Source organism: Leifsonia sp. KNZ12-8B, from assembly GCF_056755495.1.
Genome location: NZ_JBPGXM010000026.1, coordinates 1 through 15941, shown reverse-complemented (window position 1 = coordinate 15941; position 15941 = coordinate 1). Strand labels below are relative to the sequence as shown.

Sequence of the window (15941 nt, the reverse complement as noted above, 5' to 3'; positions counted from 1 at the left end):
GCAAGAGTCCGGCCGGATCATGGAGGCAGGGAGCACGACAACGGGGAGGCCAGCGATGCTGACCTCCCCGTCGAGTGCGATGTCGTTACTGCTTGGGCGACGCCGGCGAGGTGACCGTGATCGAGCCGTCGATGATGCCGGCCTTGATCTTGTCGAGCTCACCCTGCAGACCCGAGTCGACCTTCGACTCGAAGTCGTGGAACGGGGCGATGCCCACGCCGTCGTTCTTCAGCGTGCCGACGTACGGCTCGCTCGAGAACTTGCCGTCGGCGGCCTGGGTGACCACGTCGTTGACGGCCGGCTTCATGCCCTTCATGACCGAGGTCAGCAGGAGGTCCTTGACCGCCGGGTCGGACTCGTAGACGTCGGCGTCGACACCGATCATCGCGATCTCCTTGCCGGAGTCCTTGATCGCCTGAGCGGCCGACTGGTAGATCGGGCCGCCGACCGGCATGATCACGTCGGCGTTCTGGTCGATGATGCCCTGCGCCGTGTTCTTCGCGGTCTCGTTGGCGTCGAAGCCACCGGTGAAGGAGCCGTTCTGCGCGTCGACATCCCAGCCGACGACCTTCACGGACTTGCCCTTCTGCTCGTTGAAGTACTTGACGCCGTCCGCGTAGCCGTCCATGAAGATGGTGACGGTCGGGATCTGCATGCCGCCGAAGGTGCCGACGATGCCGGTCTTCGAGTAGCTCGCGGCCGCGTAGCCGGCGAGGAACGCCGCCTGGGCGGTGTCGAAGATGATCGGCTTGACGTTGTCGGCCTTGATCGAGCTGTCGTCGATGATGGCGAAGTTCACGTCGGGGTTCGCCTCGGCCGCCTTCTTCGTCGCGTCGGCCAGCAGGAAGCCGACGGTCGTGACGAGGTTGCAGTTGGCGTCGACCATCGACTGGATGTTCGGGTCGAAGTCGTTCTCGCTCTTCGACTCCGCCTTCTTGTACTCCACGCCAAGCTTGTCCGCCGCCTGCACCATGCCCTCGTAGCCGAGCTGGTTGAACGAGTGGTCGTCGAAGCCGCCGGAGTCGGAGACCATGCAGGGAAGGAAGTCGCTCTTCGCGGCGCCGGTCGAGTCGTCCGACGGAGCAGCCGAGCACGCGGCGAGCAGCGCGATGACGCCGGTCGCCGCCAGGCCGACGAGGCCGGCCTTACGGGCTGTGATTGTCAAGGTTTGTCCTCCAAGATGCGTGGCCGCCGCGGGTACAACGGGGCCAGATGCGATTCACGTTACCGAATGTGTCGGACCGCACCGTCCTCGAATCCGGCTTCTTCATGCAAGCGTTACAAACGCGCGCACCGTTGGCGACTGCTCATTCGAGCGGGGTGTCACCCGTGCTGGGGACACCCCGCTCGACGTCGCCTACAACCACCCGCGCCGCTTGAACACCGCGTACAGCAGTCCGCTCAGCCCGAACATCGCCACGACGGCGAGCGGGTAGCCCAGCGGCCAGTCGAGCTCGGGCATGTGGGTGAAGTTCATCCCGTAGATGCCGGCGATGAGCGAGGGGGCGAAGAGGATCGCCGCCCAGGACGAGATCTTCTTCACCTCTTCTCCCTGCGTGTTGCTGGAGTGCGCGAGCCTGGTCATCTCCTCGTTCTGGCGTTCGGCGACCAGTGTGGAGTTCACGGTCAGGATGTCGCGCAGCAGGTACCGGAACGCGTCCACCCGCTCGTTCACCTGCGTGAGGTGGTCGGCCACGTCGCGCAGGCGGCGTTCGAGCTCCTGGGTCACGCCGTACTTCGCGGTGCCGCGTTCGAGCGCGATCATGACCGCCGAGAGCGGGTGCGTCGCGCGCTGGAAGTCGATGACCTCCCGCGACAGCTCGTAGATGCGGCGGGAGACGAGCGCGTCGCCGCCGAACACCTGCGACTCGATCTCGTCGATGTCGTTGGCGAGCCCGGCGACGACCGGGCTGTAGGCGTCGACCACCGCGTCGATGATGGCGTAGAGCACCGCCTGCGGTCCGAGCGCCAGCAGCTCCGGCTCCGCCTCCATCCGCTGGCGGACGGTGGAGAGGTCGGGCGACTCGCTGTGGCGGACCGTGATCACGAAGTTCGGGCCGACGAAGAGGTGCAGCTCGCCGAAGTCGACCTCCTCCGGCACGTCCAGGTAGTTCGCCGCCTTCAGCACCACGAACAGCACGGTGTCGTACCGCTCCAGCTTGGGCCGCTGGTGGGCGACGATCGCGTCCTCGATGGCAAGCGGATGGAGGTTGAACTCGTCCGCGAGCGACATCAGCTCCTGCTCGCTCGGCCGGTAGAGGCCGATCCACGCCATCCCGTCGCGCGTCTCGTCGAGCGCGCGGTAGGTGTCGGCCAGGCTCCGCGGGGAGGCGACGCGCACGCCGCCGGCGTACACCGCGCTGTCGACCATGCTGGCGCGCTCGCGCACGGCGGGCTCCGCCTGCGCGGTGGCGACGCCGGAGGCGGATGGAGGGTCGACCCGTCGCGCTCGGGACACGAAGGGCATCGGGATGCCACGTCGGTTCAGGTTCGCCATCGTTCACCTCCAGGGTCGTGCGCCAAGGGAGTGCGCCAACATAAGGGTCACGGCCGCCGGAGCGGCCACCTCACTTTACGCGCGGAGGCTGGGGATGCGGCCTGCCCCTTCCCGGCCTGCCTGCTCGATGGCGGCGACGATGACCCGCTCGTAGTGGCGGATCAGCTCGCCGCACACGCCCGCCCAGTCGCGGCCGAGGACGGAGCGCCGCCCGGCCTCCCCCATCCGCAGCCGCAGCGGGGTGTCGGCGACGACCGTGCCGACCGCCGCGCGCAGCGCGCGCTCGTCGCCCGGCGCGTAGAGGAGGCCGTCGACGCCGTGCTCGACGAGGTCGATCGGTCCCCCGGCGCGGGGCGCCACCACGGGCAGACCGGACGCGTGCGCCTCCTGCACCGTCTGGCCGAAGGTCTCCTCCGAGCCGGTATGCACGAAGAGGTCGAAGGCCGCGTACGCCGTGCCGAGCTCCGCTCCCCCGAGCCGCCCGAGCCAGGTCACCGGCATTCCGCGCAGCTCGCGCGCCACCTGATCGCGCGCCGGGCCGTCGCCGACGATCGCGAGCGCGACGCCGGGCAGTCCGCGCAGGGCGCGCAGCCGCTCCACCTGCTTCTCGGGCGCGACACGGCCGACGTAGCCGACCACGACCTCGCCGTCGGGCGAGAGCCGCTCGCGGAGTGCGGCAGCCGCGGGCGTCCTCCGGTGGTTCGGGTGGTAGCGCTCGAGGTCGACGCCGCGGCCCCAGCGCTCCACCCGGCGGACGCCGGCCTGGCGGAGGTCGGCCTCGGAGGCGGACGACGGGGCCAGGGTCAGGTCGGCGCCCTCGTGCACCCAGCGCACGTACCTCCACGCGATGGCGGAGGTCATCCCGAGCCCGTTGCGGCGCGCGAAACCGGCGACGTCGGTCTGGTAGATCGCGACGGACGGCACGCCGAGCCGGTTGCAGGCCGCGATCGCCTGCGCGCCGAGGAAGAAGGGGGACGCCGCGTGCAGCACGTCCGGCTGGAACCGGGCCAGGATGCGCTGCACCTGCGGGCTCGGCAGCCCGACCGGGAACTGCCGGTACGCGATCGACGGCACCTGGTGGATGCGGAAGCCGCGGTACTCGGCGGGCGCGCCCGCGTCGGGGCAGATGACGATCGCCTCGTGGCCGTGGTCGGCGAGGTGGTCGAGCACGCGGAGGACGCTGGTCGTCACTCCGTTGACGGTGGGGAGGAAGCTCTCGCTCACGACGGCGACCCGCATGGCCTCATGGTCCCGGCCGGGGGTTGCCCCGGTGTTGCCCCTCCGTGAACGGCCGGTGAGCGGCACCCGTCGGTATCCTTTCGGCATGAGTCACCGGACCCTGCCCCTCGACCGTTTCTACAGCGTGATCCCCGCCGGAGGGATCGGATCGCGGCTGTGGCCGCTGTCGCGGGCGGAGGCGCCGAAGTTCCTGCACGATCTGACCGGTTCCGGCCAGACCCTCCTGCGCGACACCTGGGACCGCCTGGCCCCGATCTCCGGCGAGCAGCGCGTGATGGTCGTCACCGGCCGGGCGCACCGGGCGGCGGTCGAGGACCAGCTGCCGGCGCTGCGCGACCCGAACGTGGTGCTCGAGTCCGAGCCGCGCGACTCCACCGCCGCCATCGGGCTGGCCGCGGCCATCCTCGAACGGCGGGAGCCCGGGGTCATCATCGGCTCGTTCGCCGCCGACCACGTCATCAAGAACGTCCCGCTCTTCACCGCCGCCGTCCGCGAGGCGTTCGCCGCGGCCGACGCCGGTTACATCACGACGATCGGCATCAAGCCGACGGAGCCGGCGGTCGGCTTCGGCTACATCCACGCCGGCGAGCCGCTCACGGTGGCCGGCGCGCCGAGCGCCCTGCTCGTCCGCTCCTTCGTGGAGAAGCCGGACCTCGCCACCGCGGAGAAGTACCTCGCCGGCGGCGACCACCTCTGGAACGCCGGGATGTTCATCTCGCGCGCCGACCGCCTCCTGGAGGAGATCGGCCGCAGCAAGCCCGCGCTGCTGGCGGGCCTGCTGGAGCTCGCGGAGGCCTGGGACGACCCCGCGACCCGCGGCCCCGCCGTCGACCGCATCTGGCCGAACCTCGAGAAGATCGCGATCGACTACGCGGTCGCCGAGCCCGCGGCCGCCGCCGGGCGGCTGGCCGTCGTGCCCGGCTACTTCGACTGGGACGACGTCGGCGACTTCGCGTCGCTGGCCAAGCTGAACTCCGGCGGCCGCAAGTCCGACCTGGCGATCCTCGGCGAGAACGCGCGCGTGCTCGCGGACTCGTCCAGCGGGATCGTGGTCAGCCAGACGAAGCGCGTGATCAGCCTCATCGGCGTGAAGGACATCGTCGTGGTCGACACCCCGGACGCGCTCCTGGTCACGACCAGCGAGAACGCACAGCGGGTGAAGGCGGTGGTCGACGCCCTGAAGGTGACCGGCTCGACCGACGTGCTTTAGACGCGACCCCGCTAGAGCTCGCGCGCGATCCGCGCGAACTCGGCGTCGTCCAGCTGGATGCCCACGTCGGTGAGCCGCTGGCGCAGCAGCGCCTCGCCGTCCTCCTCCGGGCGCAGCCGCACGTCGGCGCGCACCTGCTGCACCACTCCCGCGAGCCGCTCCTCGTCGGAGGCCTCGGTGCTGCCGTCCATCGTCGGTTCATCCTGCGTCATGGCACGACGCTACGCCCGCCCCCGGCGCGGTCAAGCTCTGCGCCGGCCCCGCCGCGGTTATCTCGACGTCGAGATAACCAAGGGCAGCCTAAGAAGCGTTCCGCCGGGTCGCGGCATAGACTTGCACTGCGCTTCTGGCGCTCCCATCCAGCATGCAACCAGGGAGGGTTGTCCGTGTCAGACCAAGCGGTAGGCACCCTGAAGCCGGCGTCGAACCGGCCGGGCGGCACACTGTACCGCGGCCGGGAGGGGATGTGGTCGTGGGTGCTGCACCGCATCACCGGTGTCGCGATCTTCTTCTTCCTGCTCGTCCACATCCTGGACACCTCGCTCATCCGCGTCAGCCCCGAGGCGTACAACGCGGTGATCGGCACCTACAAGAACCCGATCATGGGGCTCGGCGAGGTCGCCCTGGTCGCCGCGATCGTGTTCCACGCCTTCAACGGCATCCGGATCATCCTGATCGACTTCTGGAGCAAGGGCGTCAAGTACCAGAAGGTCATGTTCTGGATCGTGATCGGCCTGTGGGTCGTGCTGATGGCCGGCTTCGTCCCGGTGCAGCTCATGCACATCTTCGCGGAGGGGAACTGACGTGACGACCATCGAAGCACCGCGCACCCCCGCCCGTCCGGCGCGCAAGGGCGTCAACTGGGAGAAGTGGGGCTGGATCTACATGCGGCTCTCCGGCCTCGTGCTGATCGTCCTGATCTTCGGTCACCTGCTGATCAACCTCGTCCTCGGCGACGGCGTCAAGCAGATCGACTTCGCCTTCGTCGCGGGCAAGTACGCCACGCCGTTCTGGCAGGTCTGGGACCTGCTCATGCTGTGGCTGGCGCTCATCCACGGCGGCAACGGCATGCGCACGCTGGTCAACGACTATGCGCACAACCGCACGGTCAACCGCATCCTGCGCTGGGCGGTCTACGCCGCCGTCGTCGTGCTGATCGTGCTCGGCACGCTCGTGATCTTCACCTTCGACCCCTGTCCGGCGGGCGCGGCGGCCGACCAGCTGCCGTCCTTCTGCCCGGCGCGCTGACGCAACCGGCTCCGACGTAAAGGCACCTGTGACAACCGCAACGACTGAATCGACCGTCATCGACGGCGTCCACTACCACGAGTTCGACATCGTCATCGTCGGCGCCGGCGGCGCCGGGATGCGCGCCGCCATCGAGGCGGGGCCGCACGCCCGCACGGCGGTCATCTCGAAGCTCTACCCCACCCGCTCCCACACCGGCGCGGCGCAGGGCGGCATGGCCGCGGCGCTCGCCAACGTGGAAGAGGACAGCTGGGAGTGGCACACCTTCGACACCGTCAAGGGCGGCGACTACCTCGTCGACCAGGACGCGGCCGAGATCCTCGCCAAGGAGGCGATCGACGCCGTCATCGACCTCGAGAACATGGGCCTGCCGTTCAACCGCACGCCGGAGGGCAAGATCGACCAGCGCCGGTTCGGCGGTCACACCCGCGACCACGGCAAGGCGCCGGTGCGCCGGGCCTGCTACGCGGCCGACCGCACGGGCCACATGATCCTGCAGACGCTGTTCCAGAACTGCGTCAAGCTCGGCATCAACTTCTTCAACGAGTTCTACGTGCTCGACCTGATCATGACCGACGTGGACGGCGTCCCCCAGCCCGCGGGCGTCGTCGCCTACGAGCTGGCCACCGGCGAGCTGCACGTGTTCCACTCGAAGGCCGTCATCTTCGCGACCGGCGGCTTCGGCAAGATCTTCAAGACGACCTCCAACGCCCACACCCTCACCGGTGACGGCGTCGGCATCGTCTGGCGCAAGCGCCTCCCGCTGGAGGACATGGAGTTCTTCCAGTTCCACCCGACCGGTCTGGCCGGCCTCGGCATCCTCCTCACCGAGGGCGCCCGCGGCGAGGGCGCGATCCTCCGCAACGCCAGCGGCGAACGGTTCATGGAGCGCTACGCCCCGACCATCAAAGACCTCGCGCCGCGCGACATCGTCGCCCGCTGCATGGTCCAGGAGGTCGCGGAGGGCCGTGGCGCCGGCCCCAACAAGGACTACGTGCTGCTCGACTGCACGCACCTCGGCGCCGAGGTCCTCGAGACCAAGCTGCCGGACATCACCGAGTTCGCCCGCACCTACCTGGGCGTCGACCCGGTCGTCGAGCCGGTCCCGGTGATGCCGACCGCGCACTACGCGATGGGCGGCATCCCGACCAACACCGCGGCCGAGGTGCTGCGCGACAACACGACCGTCGTCCCCGGCCTCTACGCCGCGGGCGAGTGCGCGTGCGTGTCGGTGCACGGCTCGAACCGCCTGGGCACCAACTCCCTGCTCGACATCAACGTCTTCGGCAAGCGCGCCGGCAACAACGCCGTCGAGTACGTCAAGACCGCCGGGTTCGTCCCGCTGCCGGAGGACCCGGCGCGCGGCGTCCGCGAGATGATCGAGGGCCTCCGCTCCTCCACCGGCACCGAGCGCATCGCCGCGATCCGCAAGGAGCTGCAGGACGAGATGGACCGCAACGCGCAGGTGTTCCGCACCGACGAGTCGCTGGCGCAGGTCACCGAGACCATCCACGGCCTCCGCGACCGCTACCGCAACGTCGTCGTGCAGGACAAGGGCAAGCGCTACAACACCGACCTCCTGGAGGCGGTGGAGCTCGGCTTCCTGCTCGACCTCGCCGAGGTCGTCGTCTACTCCGCGCGCAACCGCAAGGAGTCCCGCGGCGGCCACATGCGCGACGACTTCCCGAAGCGCGACGACGAGAACTACATGCAGCACACCATGGCCTACCTCACCGGCGACCCGCATTCGTCCGATGCCGCAGACCACATCACGCTCGATTGGAAGCCCGTCGTCGTGACCCGCTACCAGCCGATGGAGAGGAAGTACTGATGTCGACCGCCGTGCTCGAGACTCCCCCGGCCCCCGAGGCCCCGGTCCAGTCGTTCACCGTCACCCTGATCATCCGCCGCTTCGACCCGGACGTGGACACGGAGCCGCGCTGGCAGGACTTCGACGTCGAGATGTACCCCACCGACCGCATCCTCGACGCCCTGCACAAGATCAAGTGGGAGCAGGACGGCTCGCTGACGTTCCGCCGCTCGTGCGCCCACGGCATCTGCGGCTCGGACGCCATGCGCATCAACGGCCGCAACCGCCTCGCCTGCAAGACGCTGATCAAGGACCTGGACATCTCCAAGCCGATCTACGTCGAGGCGATCAAGGGCCTCCCGCTGGAGAAGGACCTCATCGTCGACATGGAGCCGTTCTTCGCCTCCTACCGCGAGGTGCAGCCGTTCCTCGTCGCGAACTCGAAGCCCGAGAAGGGCAAGGAGCGCATCCAGTCGGTCGCCGACCGCGCCCGCTTCGACGACACCACCAAGTGCATCCTCTGCGCCGCGTGCACGTCGTCCTGCCCGGTGTTCTGGACCGACGGCCAGTACTTCGGTCCTGCCGCGATCGTCAACGCGCACCGCTTCATCTTCGACTCGCGCGACGACAACTCGCAGGTGCGCCTCGACATCCTCAACGACAAGGAGGGCGTGTGGCGCTGCCGCACGACCTTCAACTGCACCGACGCGTGCCCCCGCGGCATCCAGGTGACGCAGGCGATCGCGGAGGTCAAGCAGGCCATCATGCGCGGCAAGCGCTGAATGCGCGGCAAGCCCTGACCTGACTCTCCTTTGACTCCGCCATCCCGCTGGCCCAGCGGGATGGCGGAGTTTTTCGTACCCCGGTAGAGTGACGGATCGTGCCCGGCCGGGCATGAACCCGTCTACGAACCCGAGGATCCCGCATGGCCTCCGCCCACGACTTCTTCCTGCTCGGCGACCACGACGCCGCCCGGCAGATCGTCGCCTCCACGCTCCAGCAGAACGGCTTCGCCGTCACCGCCACCCCGACCGGCGGCCTGCTGGCCAAGCGCGGCAGTGCGGCGGCGACCGTCTGGCTGGGCGCGATGGCCGGCAAGAACTTCCACGTGTCCTTCACCGTGGACTTCATGGTCGACCAGCAGGGCCGCCTCGTCGCACGCCTCAACCGCAACATGGCCGGCGGCGTCCTGAAGGGCGGGGCCATCGGCGCCGCCAAGACCGACACCGCGTTCCAGGAGACGGCCAACGCGCTGGCCGCCGCGCTCCACAACGCGGGCGTGCTGGCCGACAGCGTCTCGCAGAAGTAGTCCGTCCCCCTTCCATCCGATCGGAGCAGCCTCACCATGACCGACCAGAACCCGAACGCCTACCCGCCCGCCCCGCAGCCGGCCTACGCGCCGTACCCGACGCAGCAGAACGGCACCAACGTCCTCGCGATCATCGCGCTCGTCGGCGCCTTCATCTTCCCGCTCGCGGGCGTGATCTGCGGGCACATCGCGCTCAGCCAGATCAAGCGCACCGGTGAGAACGGACGCGGGCTCGCCATCGCCGGCCTCGTGATCGGCTACATCTACATCGGCTTCATCGTGCTGGCCGTCACCCTCGCGATCGTCGGCGGCCTCATCGCCGCGTCGGTCGGGTCCGGCTACTCGTACTGACCCCAGCGCGACAGAGCCCCGGCGGCCGCGCCTCCCGCGTGGACACCGGGGCTCTGGCGCGCGGGCCACCGTGGATATCCTGAGCCGGTGGCCAAGAAGTCGCACCCCGCGCACGAGCGGGCGCAGCCGGACCCGTCGGTGCAGCGCGCCGAGGGCACGGTCGAGCCGAGCGAGACGCTGAAGGAGCGCCTGCTCGACGCCGCCGAGCCGTTGAAGGAGCGGCTGGAGCGTCCGGTCGCGCGCGTCTCCCGCTGGACCAAGTGGGTGCAGGCCTGGCGGCCGTACCGCGTGTACATCAACTACTCGCACTCCGACGGCAACCTCCGCGCGGCCGGGATGGGGTTCCAGTCGCTGTTCGCGGTGTTCGCCGCGGTGTGGCTCGGCTTCTCGGTGGCGAGCTACTGGCTGGCGAACAATCCCGACATCTTCCAGGCGCTGGTGATCATCATCAACCGGGCGGTGCCGGGGCTGATCGCGACCGACACCACCCCGGGCGTCATCAGCCCGGCGCAGCTGCAGCAGGCGACCGCCTTCGGCTGGGCCGGCGTTGTCGCGGCGGTCAGCCTCCTCTGGACCGCCATCGGCTGGCTGTACTACACGCGCCAGGCGGTGCGCGCGGTCTTCGGGCTGAGCCGCGACACGACGAACTACGTCGTGCAGAAGCTGCGCGACCTCGTCCTGTCGCTGGCCTTCGGGATCGTGCTGATCGTGTCGGCGCTGCTCACGATCGCCAGCACGCAGACGCTGACGTTCCTCCTCGACATGCTGGGGCTGAGCTCCGACTCGTTCTGGACGACCGCCGTGACGCGCTTCTCCGGCCTGATGGTGTCGGTCGCGCTCAACATCTTCACGCTCGGCGCCATGTTCCGCGTCATGTCGCGGGTGGCCATCCCGTGGCGCAACCTGTTCTTCGGAGTGCTGCTGGGCTCGCTCGTGCTGGCCGGGCTGAGCGCGCTCGGCGGCCTGCTGCTGACCGGGGCGACGAAGAATCCCCTGCTCGCGACCTTCGCCGTCTTCGTCGGCCTCCTGCTCTGGTTCAACCTCATCTCGCGCGTGATCCTGCTGTCGGCCTCCTGGATCGCGGTCGGGATGTTCGACCGCGGCCTCTCGCCACGGATGGTCACCGCGGAGCAGGCCGCGGCCGAGAAGGCGGCGGCCGAGCACGAGGCGAGGGTGCTCGTCGCGCGGGCCGAGCTGGACTCCGCGCAGCGCGACCTCGCCGAGGCGCGCTGGCTGTCCCGGCTGCGTGCGCAGCGACGGGTCGAGAAGGCGGTCAACCGCCTCGACGACCTGCTCGACGGGGGCCGGCTGCCGAAGAACGCCGTCGGCGGTCCCCGGTAGGCTGGAGGCATGCCCTCGAAGCCCTTGCGCATCGCCACGATCAACGCCAACGGCATCCGCGCCGCCTTCCGCAAGGGCATGGGCTCCTGGCTCGAGGGGCGCGACGTCGACATCCTCGCCATCCAGGAGGTGCGGGCGTCGACCGACGACCTCCAGCAGCTCTTCGGCGACGAGTGGGACGTCGTCCACGACCCTGCGACCGCGAAGGGCCGCGCGGGCGTGGCCATCGCCAGCCGTCACCGCGCCGCCATCCACCGGGTCGAGCTGGGCCCGACGGAGTTCGACAGCGCCGGGCGCTGGCTCGAGGCCGACTACGAGGTCAACGGCACCGTCGTCACGGTCGTGAGCACGTACGTCCACTCGGGCGAGGCCGGCACCGACAAGCAGGTCGAGAAGTACCGCTTCCTCGACGCGATGGAGGCGCGCCTCCCGCAGCTGCAGAAGCACAGCGAGCTCGCGGTGGTGCTGGGCGACCTCAACGTGGGCCACCGCACCCTCGACATCAAGAACTGGAAGGGCAACGTCAAGAAGGCCGGCTTCCTCCCCGAGGAGCGCGCCTACTTCGACCGGTTCCTCGGCGCCGAGGGCGATCCGCGCTACAACGCCGGCGCCGGGCTCGGCTGGGTCGACGTCGGCCGTCGTCACGCGGGCGAGGTCGAGGGCCCGTACACGTGGTGGTCGTGGCGCGGCAAGGCGTTCGACAACGACTCCGGCTGGCGGATCGACTACCAGCTGGTCACCCCGGCCCTCGCCGAGCGGGTGCAGGACTACGCGGTCGACCGCGCCGACGCCTACGACGAGCGATGGTCCGACCACGCCCCCGTGGTCGTCGACTACGCCGTCTGAACCCGCACCCATTCATCCGAGGACACGAACATGACTTCACTCCCCCGTCTCTACTCCGGCATGCAGCCGTCGGCCGACTCGCTGCACCTGGGCAACTACGTCGGCGCGCTGCTGCAGTGGAAGGACCTGCAGAACACGCACGACGCCTTCTTCTCGGTCGTCGACCTGCACGCGATCACCGTCGCGCAGGATCCCGCCGAGCTGCGCGAGAAGACGCGCCGCACCGCCGCGCAGTACATCGCGGCCGGGATCGACCCGTCCGCCTCCACCCTGTACGTGCAGTCGCACGTGCCGGCCCACGCGCAGCTCGCCTGGGTGCTCAACACGATCACCGGCTTCGGCGAGGCGTCGCGCATGACGCAGTTCAAGGACAAGTCGGCCAAGCAGGGAGCGGAGGCCACCTCGGTGGGCCTCTTCGCCTACCCGGTGCTCATGGCCGCCGACATCCTGCTGTTCGAGGCCCAGGTCGTGCCGGTCGGCGACGACCAGCGCCAGCACGTCGAGCTGACGCGCGACCTCGCGGAGCGGTTCAACAGCCGCTTCGGCGACACGTTCGTCGTGCCGCAGGCGATGACCCTCAAGGAGAGCGCGCGCATCTACGACCTCCAGAACCCGGAGTCGAAGATGTCGAAGTCGTCGGAGTCCGGCGCCGGAATCGTGTGGCTGCTCGACGAGCCGTCGGTCACGCGCAAGAAGATCATGCGCGCCGTCACCGACACCGACGGCGTGGTCGCGTACGACCGCGCGGGCAAGCCGGGCGTCTCCAACCTCCTGAGCATCTACTCGGCGCTCAGCGGACGCACGATCGAGAGCATCGAGGTCGAGTACGAGGGCAAGGGCTACGGCGACCTCAAGAAGGGCCTCGTGGAGGTCGTGGTCGACACCTTCGCGCCGATCCGCGAGCGTGCACTCGAGCTGCTCGCCGACCCGGCGGAGCTCGACCGCATCCTGGCCGTCAACGCCGACCGGGCGAGCGAGATCGCCGAGGCCACGCTGGCCACGGCGTACGAGCGCGTCGGGTTCCTGCGGCGGACCCGCTGATGGCGCTGCCACCCGCCGGGCCCGTGACGCTCACCGGCTCGCGGGTGGTGCTGTCCGCGCCCGTCGAGGCGGACATCGACCGCATCACGGAGCTCTGCCAGGACCCGGCCGTCGCCGAGTGGACGACCGTGCCGCAGCCGTACAGGCGCGCGGACGCCGAGACCTTCGTCGGCGTCGTGGTGGCCGACGGCTGGGTGAGCGGTCGGTCGTGCACCTGGGCGATCCGGGACTCCGGCGCGCCGGACGCTGACGGCGGCCGCGGTCTCCTCGGGATGGTCGGCCTCGACTCCATCGCCGACGGTCAGGCCGAGATCGGCTTCTGGCTGGCCCCTGAGGCGCGCGGCACCGGCCTGATGTCCGAGGCGGTCTCCCTGGTGCTCGACTTCGCGTTCGCGGAGCCGCCCGCCGGGCTCGGCCTGCAGCGCGTCGAGTGGCACGCCTTCGCCGGCAACGTCGCAAGTGCAGCGGTCGCCCGGCGCGCCGGCTTCCGGTTCGAGGGCTTCAGCCGGCTCGGCGCCGTGCAGCGCGGTGCTCGCCGCGACGACTGGCAGGCGGGGCTGCTCCGCGACGACCCGCGGCAGCAGGCCCACGGCTGGCCGCCCGAGACGGGCGCCGAACGGTGACGCCGCCGAGCGTCGTGCTGTTCGACCTCGACGACACGCTCTTCGCGCACCGAGCAGCCGTCGAGTCCGGCATCCGCGCCTACGCGGAGGCGCTGGGCGAGCCGTACGGGCGGCTGGAGACGGCCGAGCTCACGGCGCTGTGGCACGACCTGGAGGAGGAGCACTACCACTCGTACCTCGCAGGCCGACTCGACTTCGAGGGCCAGCGCCAGGCCCGCGCCCGCGACTTCGCGGCGCGCCACGGCGTCTCGCTGACGCCGGAGCAGGCCAGCGCCTGGTTCGCCGAATACTTCGAGCACTACGTCGCCGCGTGGACGCTCCACGACGACGCCCTCCCCTGCCTGGATGCGCTCGCGGCCTCCCTCCCGGGGGTGCGCTTTGGTCTGATCACCAACGGCGACCTGGCGTTCCAGCGGCGCAAGGTGGAGGTGGTGGCACTGGATGCGCGTATCCCCGTGCTCGTCGCATCGGGAGAGGTGGGCGTCGCCAAGCCGGACGTCGCGATCTTCCACCACGCCTGCGCCCTGTTCGACGTGCAGCCGTCGGAGGCGGCCTACATCGGCGACCGCCTCCGCACCGATGCGATCGGCGCGGCGCGCGCCGGACTGACTGGCGTCTGGCTGAACCGGCGGGAGGCGGTGCCGGAGCCCGCCGAGGCGGAGGAGGCGCGGGAGGCCGGAGTACTGCGGATCACCGGACTGGACGAGCTCGCGAGCGCACTCTCCCCCTGAGAACGCACGAACGCCGCCCGGCTCGGCCGGACGGCGTTCCTGTGCGGATCGTTACGCGTTGCGCACGTCGTCATCCACCCAGTCGAAGGTCTTGGTGACGGCCTTCTTCCAGAGGCGGAGCTGGCGCTCGCGCTCCTCGTCGCCCATCTGCGGGGTCCAGCGGCTGTCCTCCTGCCAGTTCTTGCGCAGGTCGTCCAGGTTCTCCCAGAAGCCCACGGCGAGGCCGGCGGCGTAGGCGGCGCCGAGCGCGGTCGTCTCGGCGACGACCGGGCGGATGACCGGCACGCCCAGGATGTCGGCCTGGAACTGCATGAGGAGGTTGTTGGCGATCATGCCGCCGTCCACCTTCAGCTCCGACAGCTGCACACCGGAGTCGGCATTGACCGCGTCCAGCACCTCGCGGGTCTGGAAGGCGGTCGCCTCCAGCACGGCGCGGGCGATGTGGCCCTTGTTGACGTAGCGGGTGAGGCCGACGAGCGCGCCGCGCGCGTCCGCCCGCCAGTACGGGGCGAACAGGCCCGAGAACGCCGGCACGAAGTACGCGCCGCCGTTGTCGTCGACCGTCTTGGCCAGCTCCTCGATCTCCGGGGCGCTGGAGATGATGCCCAGGTTGTCACGCAGCCACTGCACCAGCGAGCCGGTGACGGCGATCGAGCCCTCCAGCGCGTAGTGCGGCGCCGCGTCTCCCAGCTTGTAGCCGAGGGTCGTGAGCAGCCCGTTCTTGGAGTGGACGATCTCCTCACCCGTGTTGAAGATGAGGAAGTTGCCGGTGCCGTAGGTGTTCTTGGACTCGCCGGTGTCGAAGGCGGCCTGGCCGAACGTGGCGGCCTGCTGGTCGCCGAGGATGCCGGCGACCGGGACCTCGCGGAGCAGGCTGGACGACTCCACCTGGCCGTAGACCTCGGACGAGCTCTTGATCTCGGGCAGCATCGACTTCGGCACGCCGAACACCTCGAGGATGTCGTCGCGCCAGCTCAGCGTCTCCAGGTCCATGAACAGGGTGCGGGAGGCGTTGGTCACGTCGGTGGCGTGCACGCCGCCGTCCGGTCCGCCGGTGAGGTTCCACAGCACCCAGGAGTCGGTCGTGCCGAAGAGGAGGTCGCCCGCCTCGGCGCGCTCGCGGGCTCCCTCGACGTTCTCGAGGATCCACACGATCTTGGTGCCGGAGAAGTAGGTCGCCAGCGGGAGGCCGACGATCTGCTTGAAGCGCTCGACGCCGCCGTCCGCCGCGAGGCGGTCGACGATCGGCTGCGTGCGGGTGTCCTGCCAGACGATGGCGTTGTAGACCGGCTCACCGGTGTTCTTGTCCCACACCACCGCGGTCTCGCGCTGGTTGGTGATGCCCACGGCCGCGATGTCGTGGCGGGTCAGATCGGCCTTGGACAGCGCCTGGCCGATGACCTCACGCGTGTTGTTCCAGATCTCGACCGGGTTGTGCTCGACCCAGCCGGCCTTCGGGAAGATCTGCTCGTGCTCCAGCTGTCCGGTCGAGACGATCGACCCTGACTTGTCGAAGATGATCGCGCGCGTGCTGGTCGTGCCCTGGTCGATAGCGACGACGTAGTCGGCCATGGATAACTCCTTTGTTCTGGGGTGGGGCTGAGAAGGGGGCCGGCCGCGGGGGGCCGGCCGCCCCCCGCGGGGGGGGGGGGGGGGGGGGGGTGGTGTTAGGGGGGGGCGCCCCCCCCGGCCCCC

At 69.9% G+C, this 15941-nt stretch carries 17 protein-coding genes; 12 read left to right on the top strand and 5 right to left on the bottom strand.

The window, feature by feature from the left end; genetic code table 11:
• Positions 1–85: 85 nt before the first annotated feature.
• From ACR9ZG_RS06280 to ACR9ZG_RS06270, 3 genes are all read right to left on the bottom strand, one after another.
• Positions 86–1165 (bottom strand): BMP family lipoprotein, encoded by a 1080-nt coding sequence (locus tag ACR9ZG_RS06280; RefSeq protein WP_481283966.1) that lies wholly within the window; start codon positions 1163–1165, stop codon positions 86–88.
• A gap of 192 nt (positions 1166–1357) precedes the next feature.
• Entirely contained in the window at positions 1358–2497 is a 1140-nt protein-coding gene (locus ACR9ZG_RS06275) for a magnesium and cobalt transport protein CorA (RefSeq protein ID WP_481283965.1), read from the bottom strand.
• Between the two features lie 75 nt (positions 2498–2572).
• Positions 2573–3736, bottom strand: coding sequence for a glycosyltransferase family 4 protein (locus tag ACR9ZG_RS06270; RefSeq protein WP_481283964.1), 1164 nt, complete (start codon positions 3734–3736; stop codon positions 2573–2575).
• Between the two features lie 85 nt (positions 3737–3821).
• Between ACR9ZG_RS06270 and ACR9ZG_RS06265 the strand changes: the two genes are divergently transcribed.
• Complete coding sequence (locus ACR9ZG_RS06265) at positions 3822–4946, top strand: mannose-1-phosphate guanylyltransferase (protein ID WP_481283963.1); 1125 nt, start codon at positions 3822–3824, stop codon at positions 4944–4946.
• Between the two features lie 11 nt (positions 4947–4957).
• Here the strand turns inward: ACR9ZG_RS06265 and ACR9ZG_RS06260 are convergent, their stop codons facing one another.
• Positions 4958–5158, bottom strand: a complete 201-nt coding sequence (locus ACR9ZG_RS06260) for a hypothetical protein (protein ID WP_481283962.1) — start codon at positions 5156–5158, stop codon at positions 4958–4960.
• A 198-nt stretch (positions 5159–5356) separates the two neighbouring features.
• Between ACR9ZG_RS06260 and sdhC the strand changes: the two genes are divergently transcribed.
• The 11 genes from sdhC to ACR9ZG_RS06205 all read left to right on the top strand — a co-directional run bounded on the left by sdhC (position 5357) and on the right by ACR9ZG_RS06205 (position 14246).
• A complete protein-coding gene (gene sdhC / locus ACR9ZG_RS06255; protein WP_481283983.1) occupies positions 5357–5749 on the top strand; it encodes a succinate dehydrogenase, cytochrome b556 subunit in 393 nt (130 codons plus the stop codon).
• 1 nt (position 5750) lies between these two features.
• A complete protein-coding gene (locus ACR9ZG_RS06250; protein WP_481283961.1) occupies positions 5751–6194 on the top strand; it encodes a succinate dehydrogenase hydrophobic membrane anchor subunit in 444 nt (147 codons plus the stop codon).
• Between the two features lie 28 nt (positions 6195–6222).
• Complete coding sequence (sdhA, locus tag ACR9ZG_RS06245; protein WP_481283960.1) at positions 6223–8025, top strand: succinate dehydrogenase flavoprotein subunit; 1803 nt, start codon at positions 6223–6225, stop codon at positions 8023–8025.
• The gene (locus ACR9ZG_RS06240) at positions 8025–8786 is read left to right on the top strand and encodes a succinate dehydrogenase iron-sulfur subunit (RefSeq protein WP_481283959.1); all 762 of its coding nucleotides are present in this window, start codon (positions 8025–8027) and stop codon (positions 8784–8786) included. The genes sdhA and ACR9ZG_RS06240 overlap by 1 nt, the downstream gene beginning before the upstream one ends.
• 143 nt (positions 8787–8929) lie before the next feature.
• Complete coding sequence (locus tag ACR9ZG_RS06235) at positions 8930–9313, top strand: hypothetical protein (protein ID WP_481283958.1); 384 nt, start codon at positions 8930–8932, stop codon at positions 9311–9313.
• 36 nt (positions 9314–9349) lie between these two features.
• The gene (locus ACR9ZG_RS06230) at positions 9350–9664 is read left to right on the top strand and encodes a DUF4190 domain-containing protein (RefSeq protein ID WP_481283957.1); all 315 of its coding nucleotides are present in this window, start codon (positions 9350–9352) and stop codon (positions 9662–9664) included.
• Between the two features lie 87 nt (positions 9665–9751).
• Positions 9752–11005: a YihY/virulence factor BrkB family protein gene (locus tag ACR9ZG_RS06225; protein ID WP_481283956.1), complete on the top strand. Its 1254-nt coding sequence runs from the start codon at positions 9752–9754 to the stop codon at positions 11003–11005.
• A gap of 9 nt (positions 11006–11014) precedes the next feature.
• Positions 11015–11851 carry an exodeoxyribonuclease III gene (locus ACR9ZG_RS06220; RefSeq protein WP_481283955.1) on the top strand — a complete coding sequence of 279 codons (837 nt, stop codon included), beginning with the start codon at positions 11015–11017 and terminating at the stop codon, positions 11849–11851.
• A gap of 30 nt (positions 11852–11881) precedes the next feature.
• On the top strand, positions 11882–12892 hold the full coding sequence (trpS, locus tag ACR9ZG_RS06215; RefSeq protein ID WP_481283954.1) for a tryptophan--tRNA ligase: 1011 nt from the start codon (positions 11882–11884) through the stop codon (positions 12890–12892).
• Positions 12892–13515: a GNAT family N-acetyltransferase gene (locus tag ACR9ZG_RS06210; protein WP_481283953.1), complete on the top strand. Its 624-nt coding sequence runs from the start codon at positions 12892–12894 to the stop codon at positions 13513–13515. The genes trpS and ACR9ZG_RS06210 overlap by 1 nt, the downstream gene beginning before the upstream one ends.
• Positions 13512–14246, top strand: a complete 735-nt coding sequence (locus tag ACR9ZG_RS06205) for an HAD family hydrolase (protein ID WP_481283952.1) — start codon at positions 13512–13514, stop codon at positions 14244–14246. The genes ACR9ZG_RS06210 and ACR9ZG_RS06205 overlap by 4 nt, the downstream gene beginning before the upstream one ends.
• Before the next feature lie 51 nt (positions 14247–14297).
• Here the strand turns inward: ACR9ZG_RS06205 and glpK are convergent, their stop codons facing one another.
• On the bottom strand, positions 14298–15818 hold the full coding sequence (glpK, locus tag ACR9ZG_RS06200) for a glycerol kinase GlpK (protein ID WP_481283951.1): 1521 nt from the start codon (positions 15816–15818) through the stop codon (positions 14298–14300).
• Between the last annotated feature and the right edge of the window lie 123 nt (positions 15819–15941).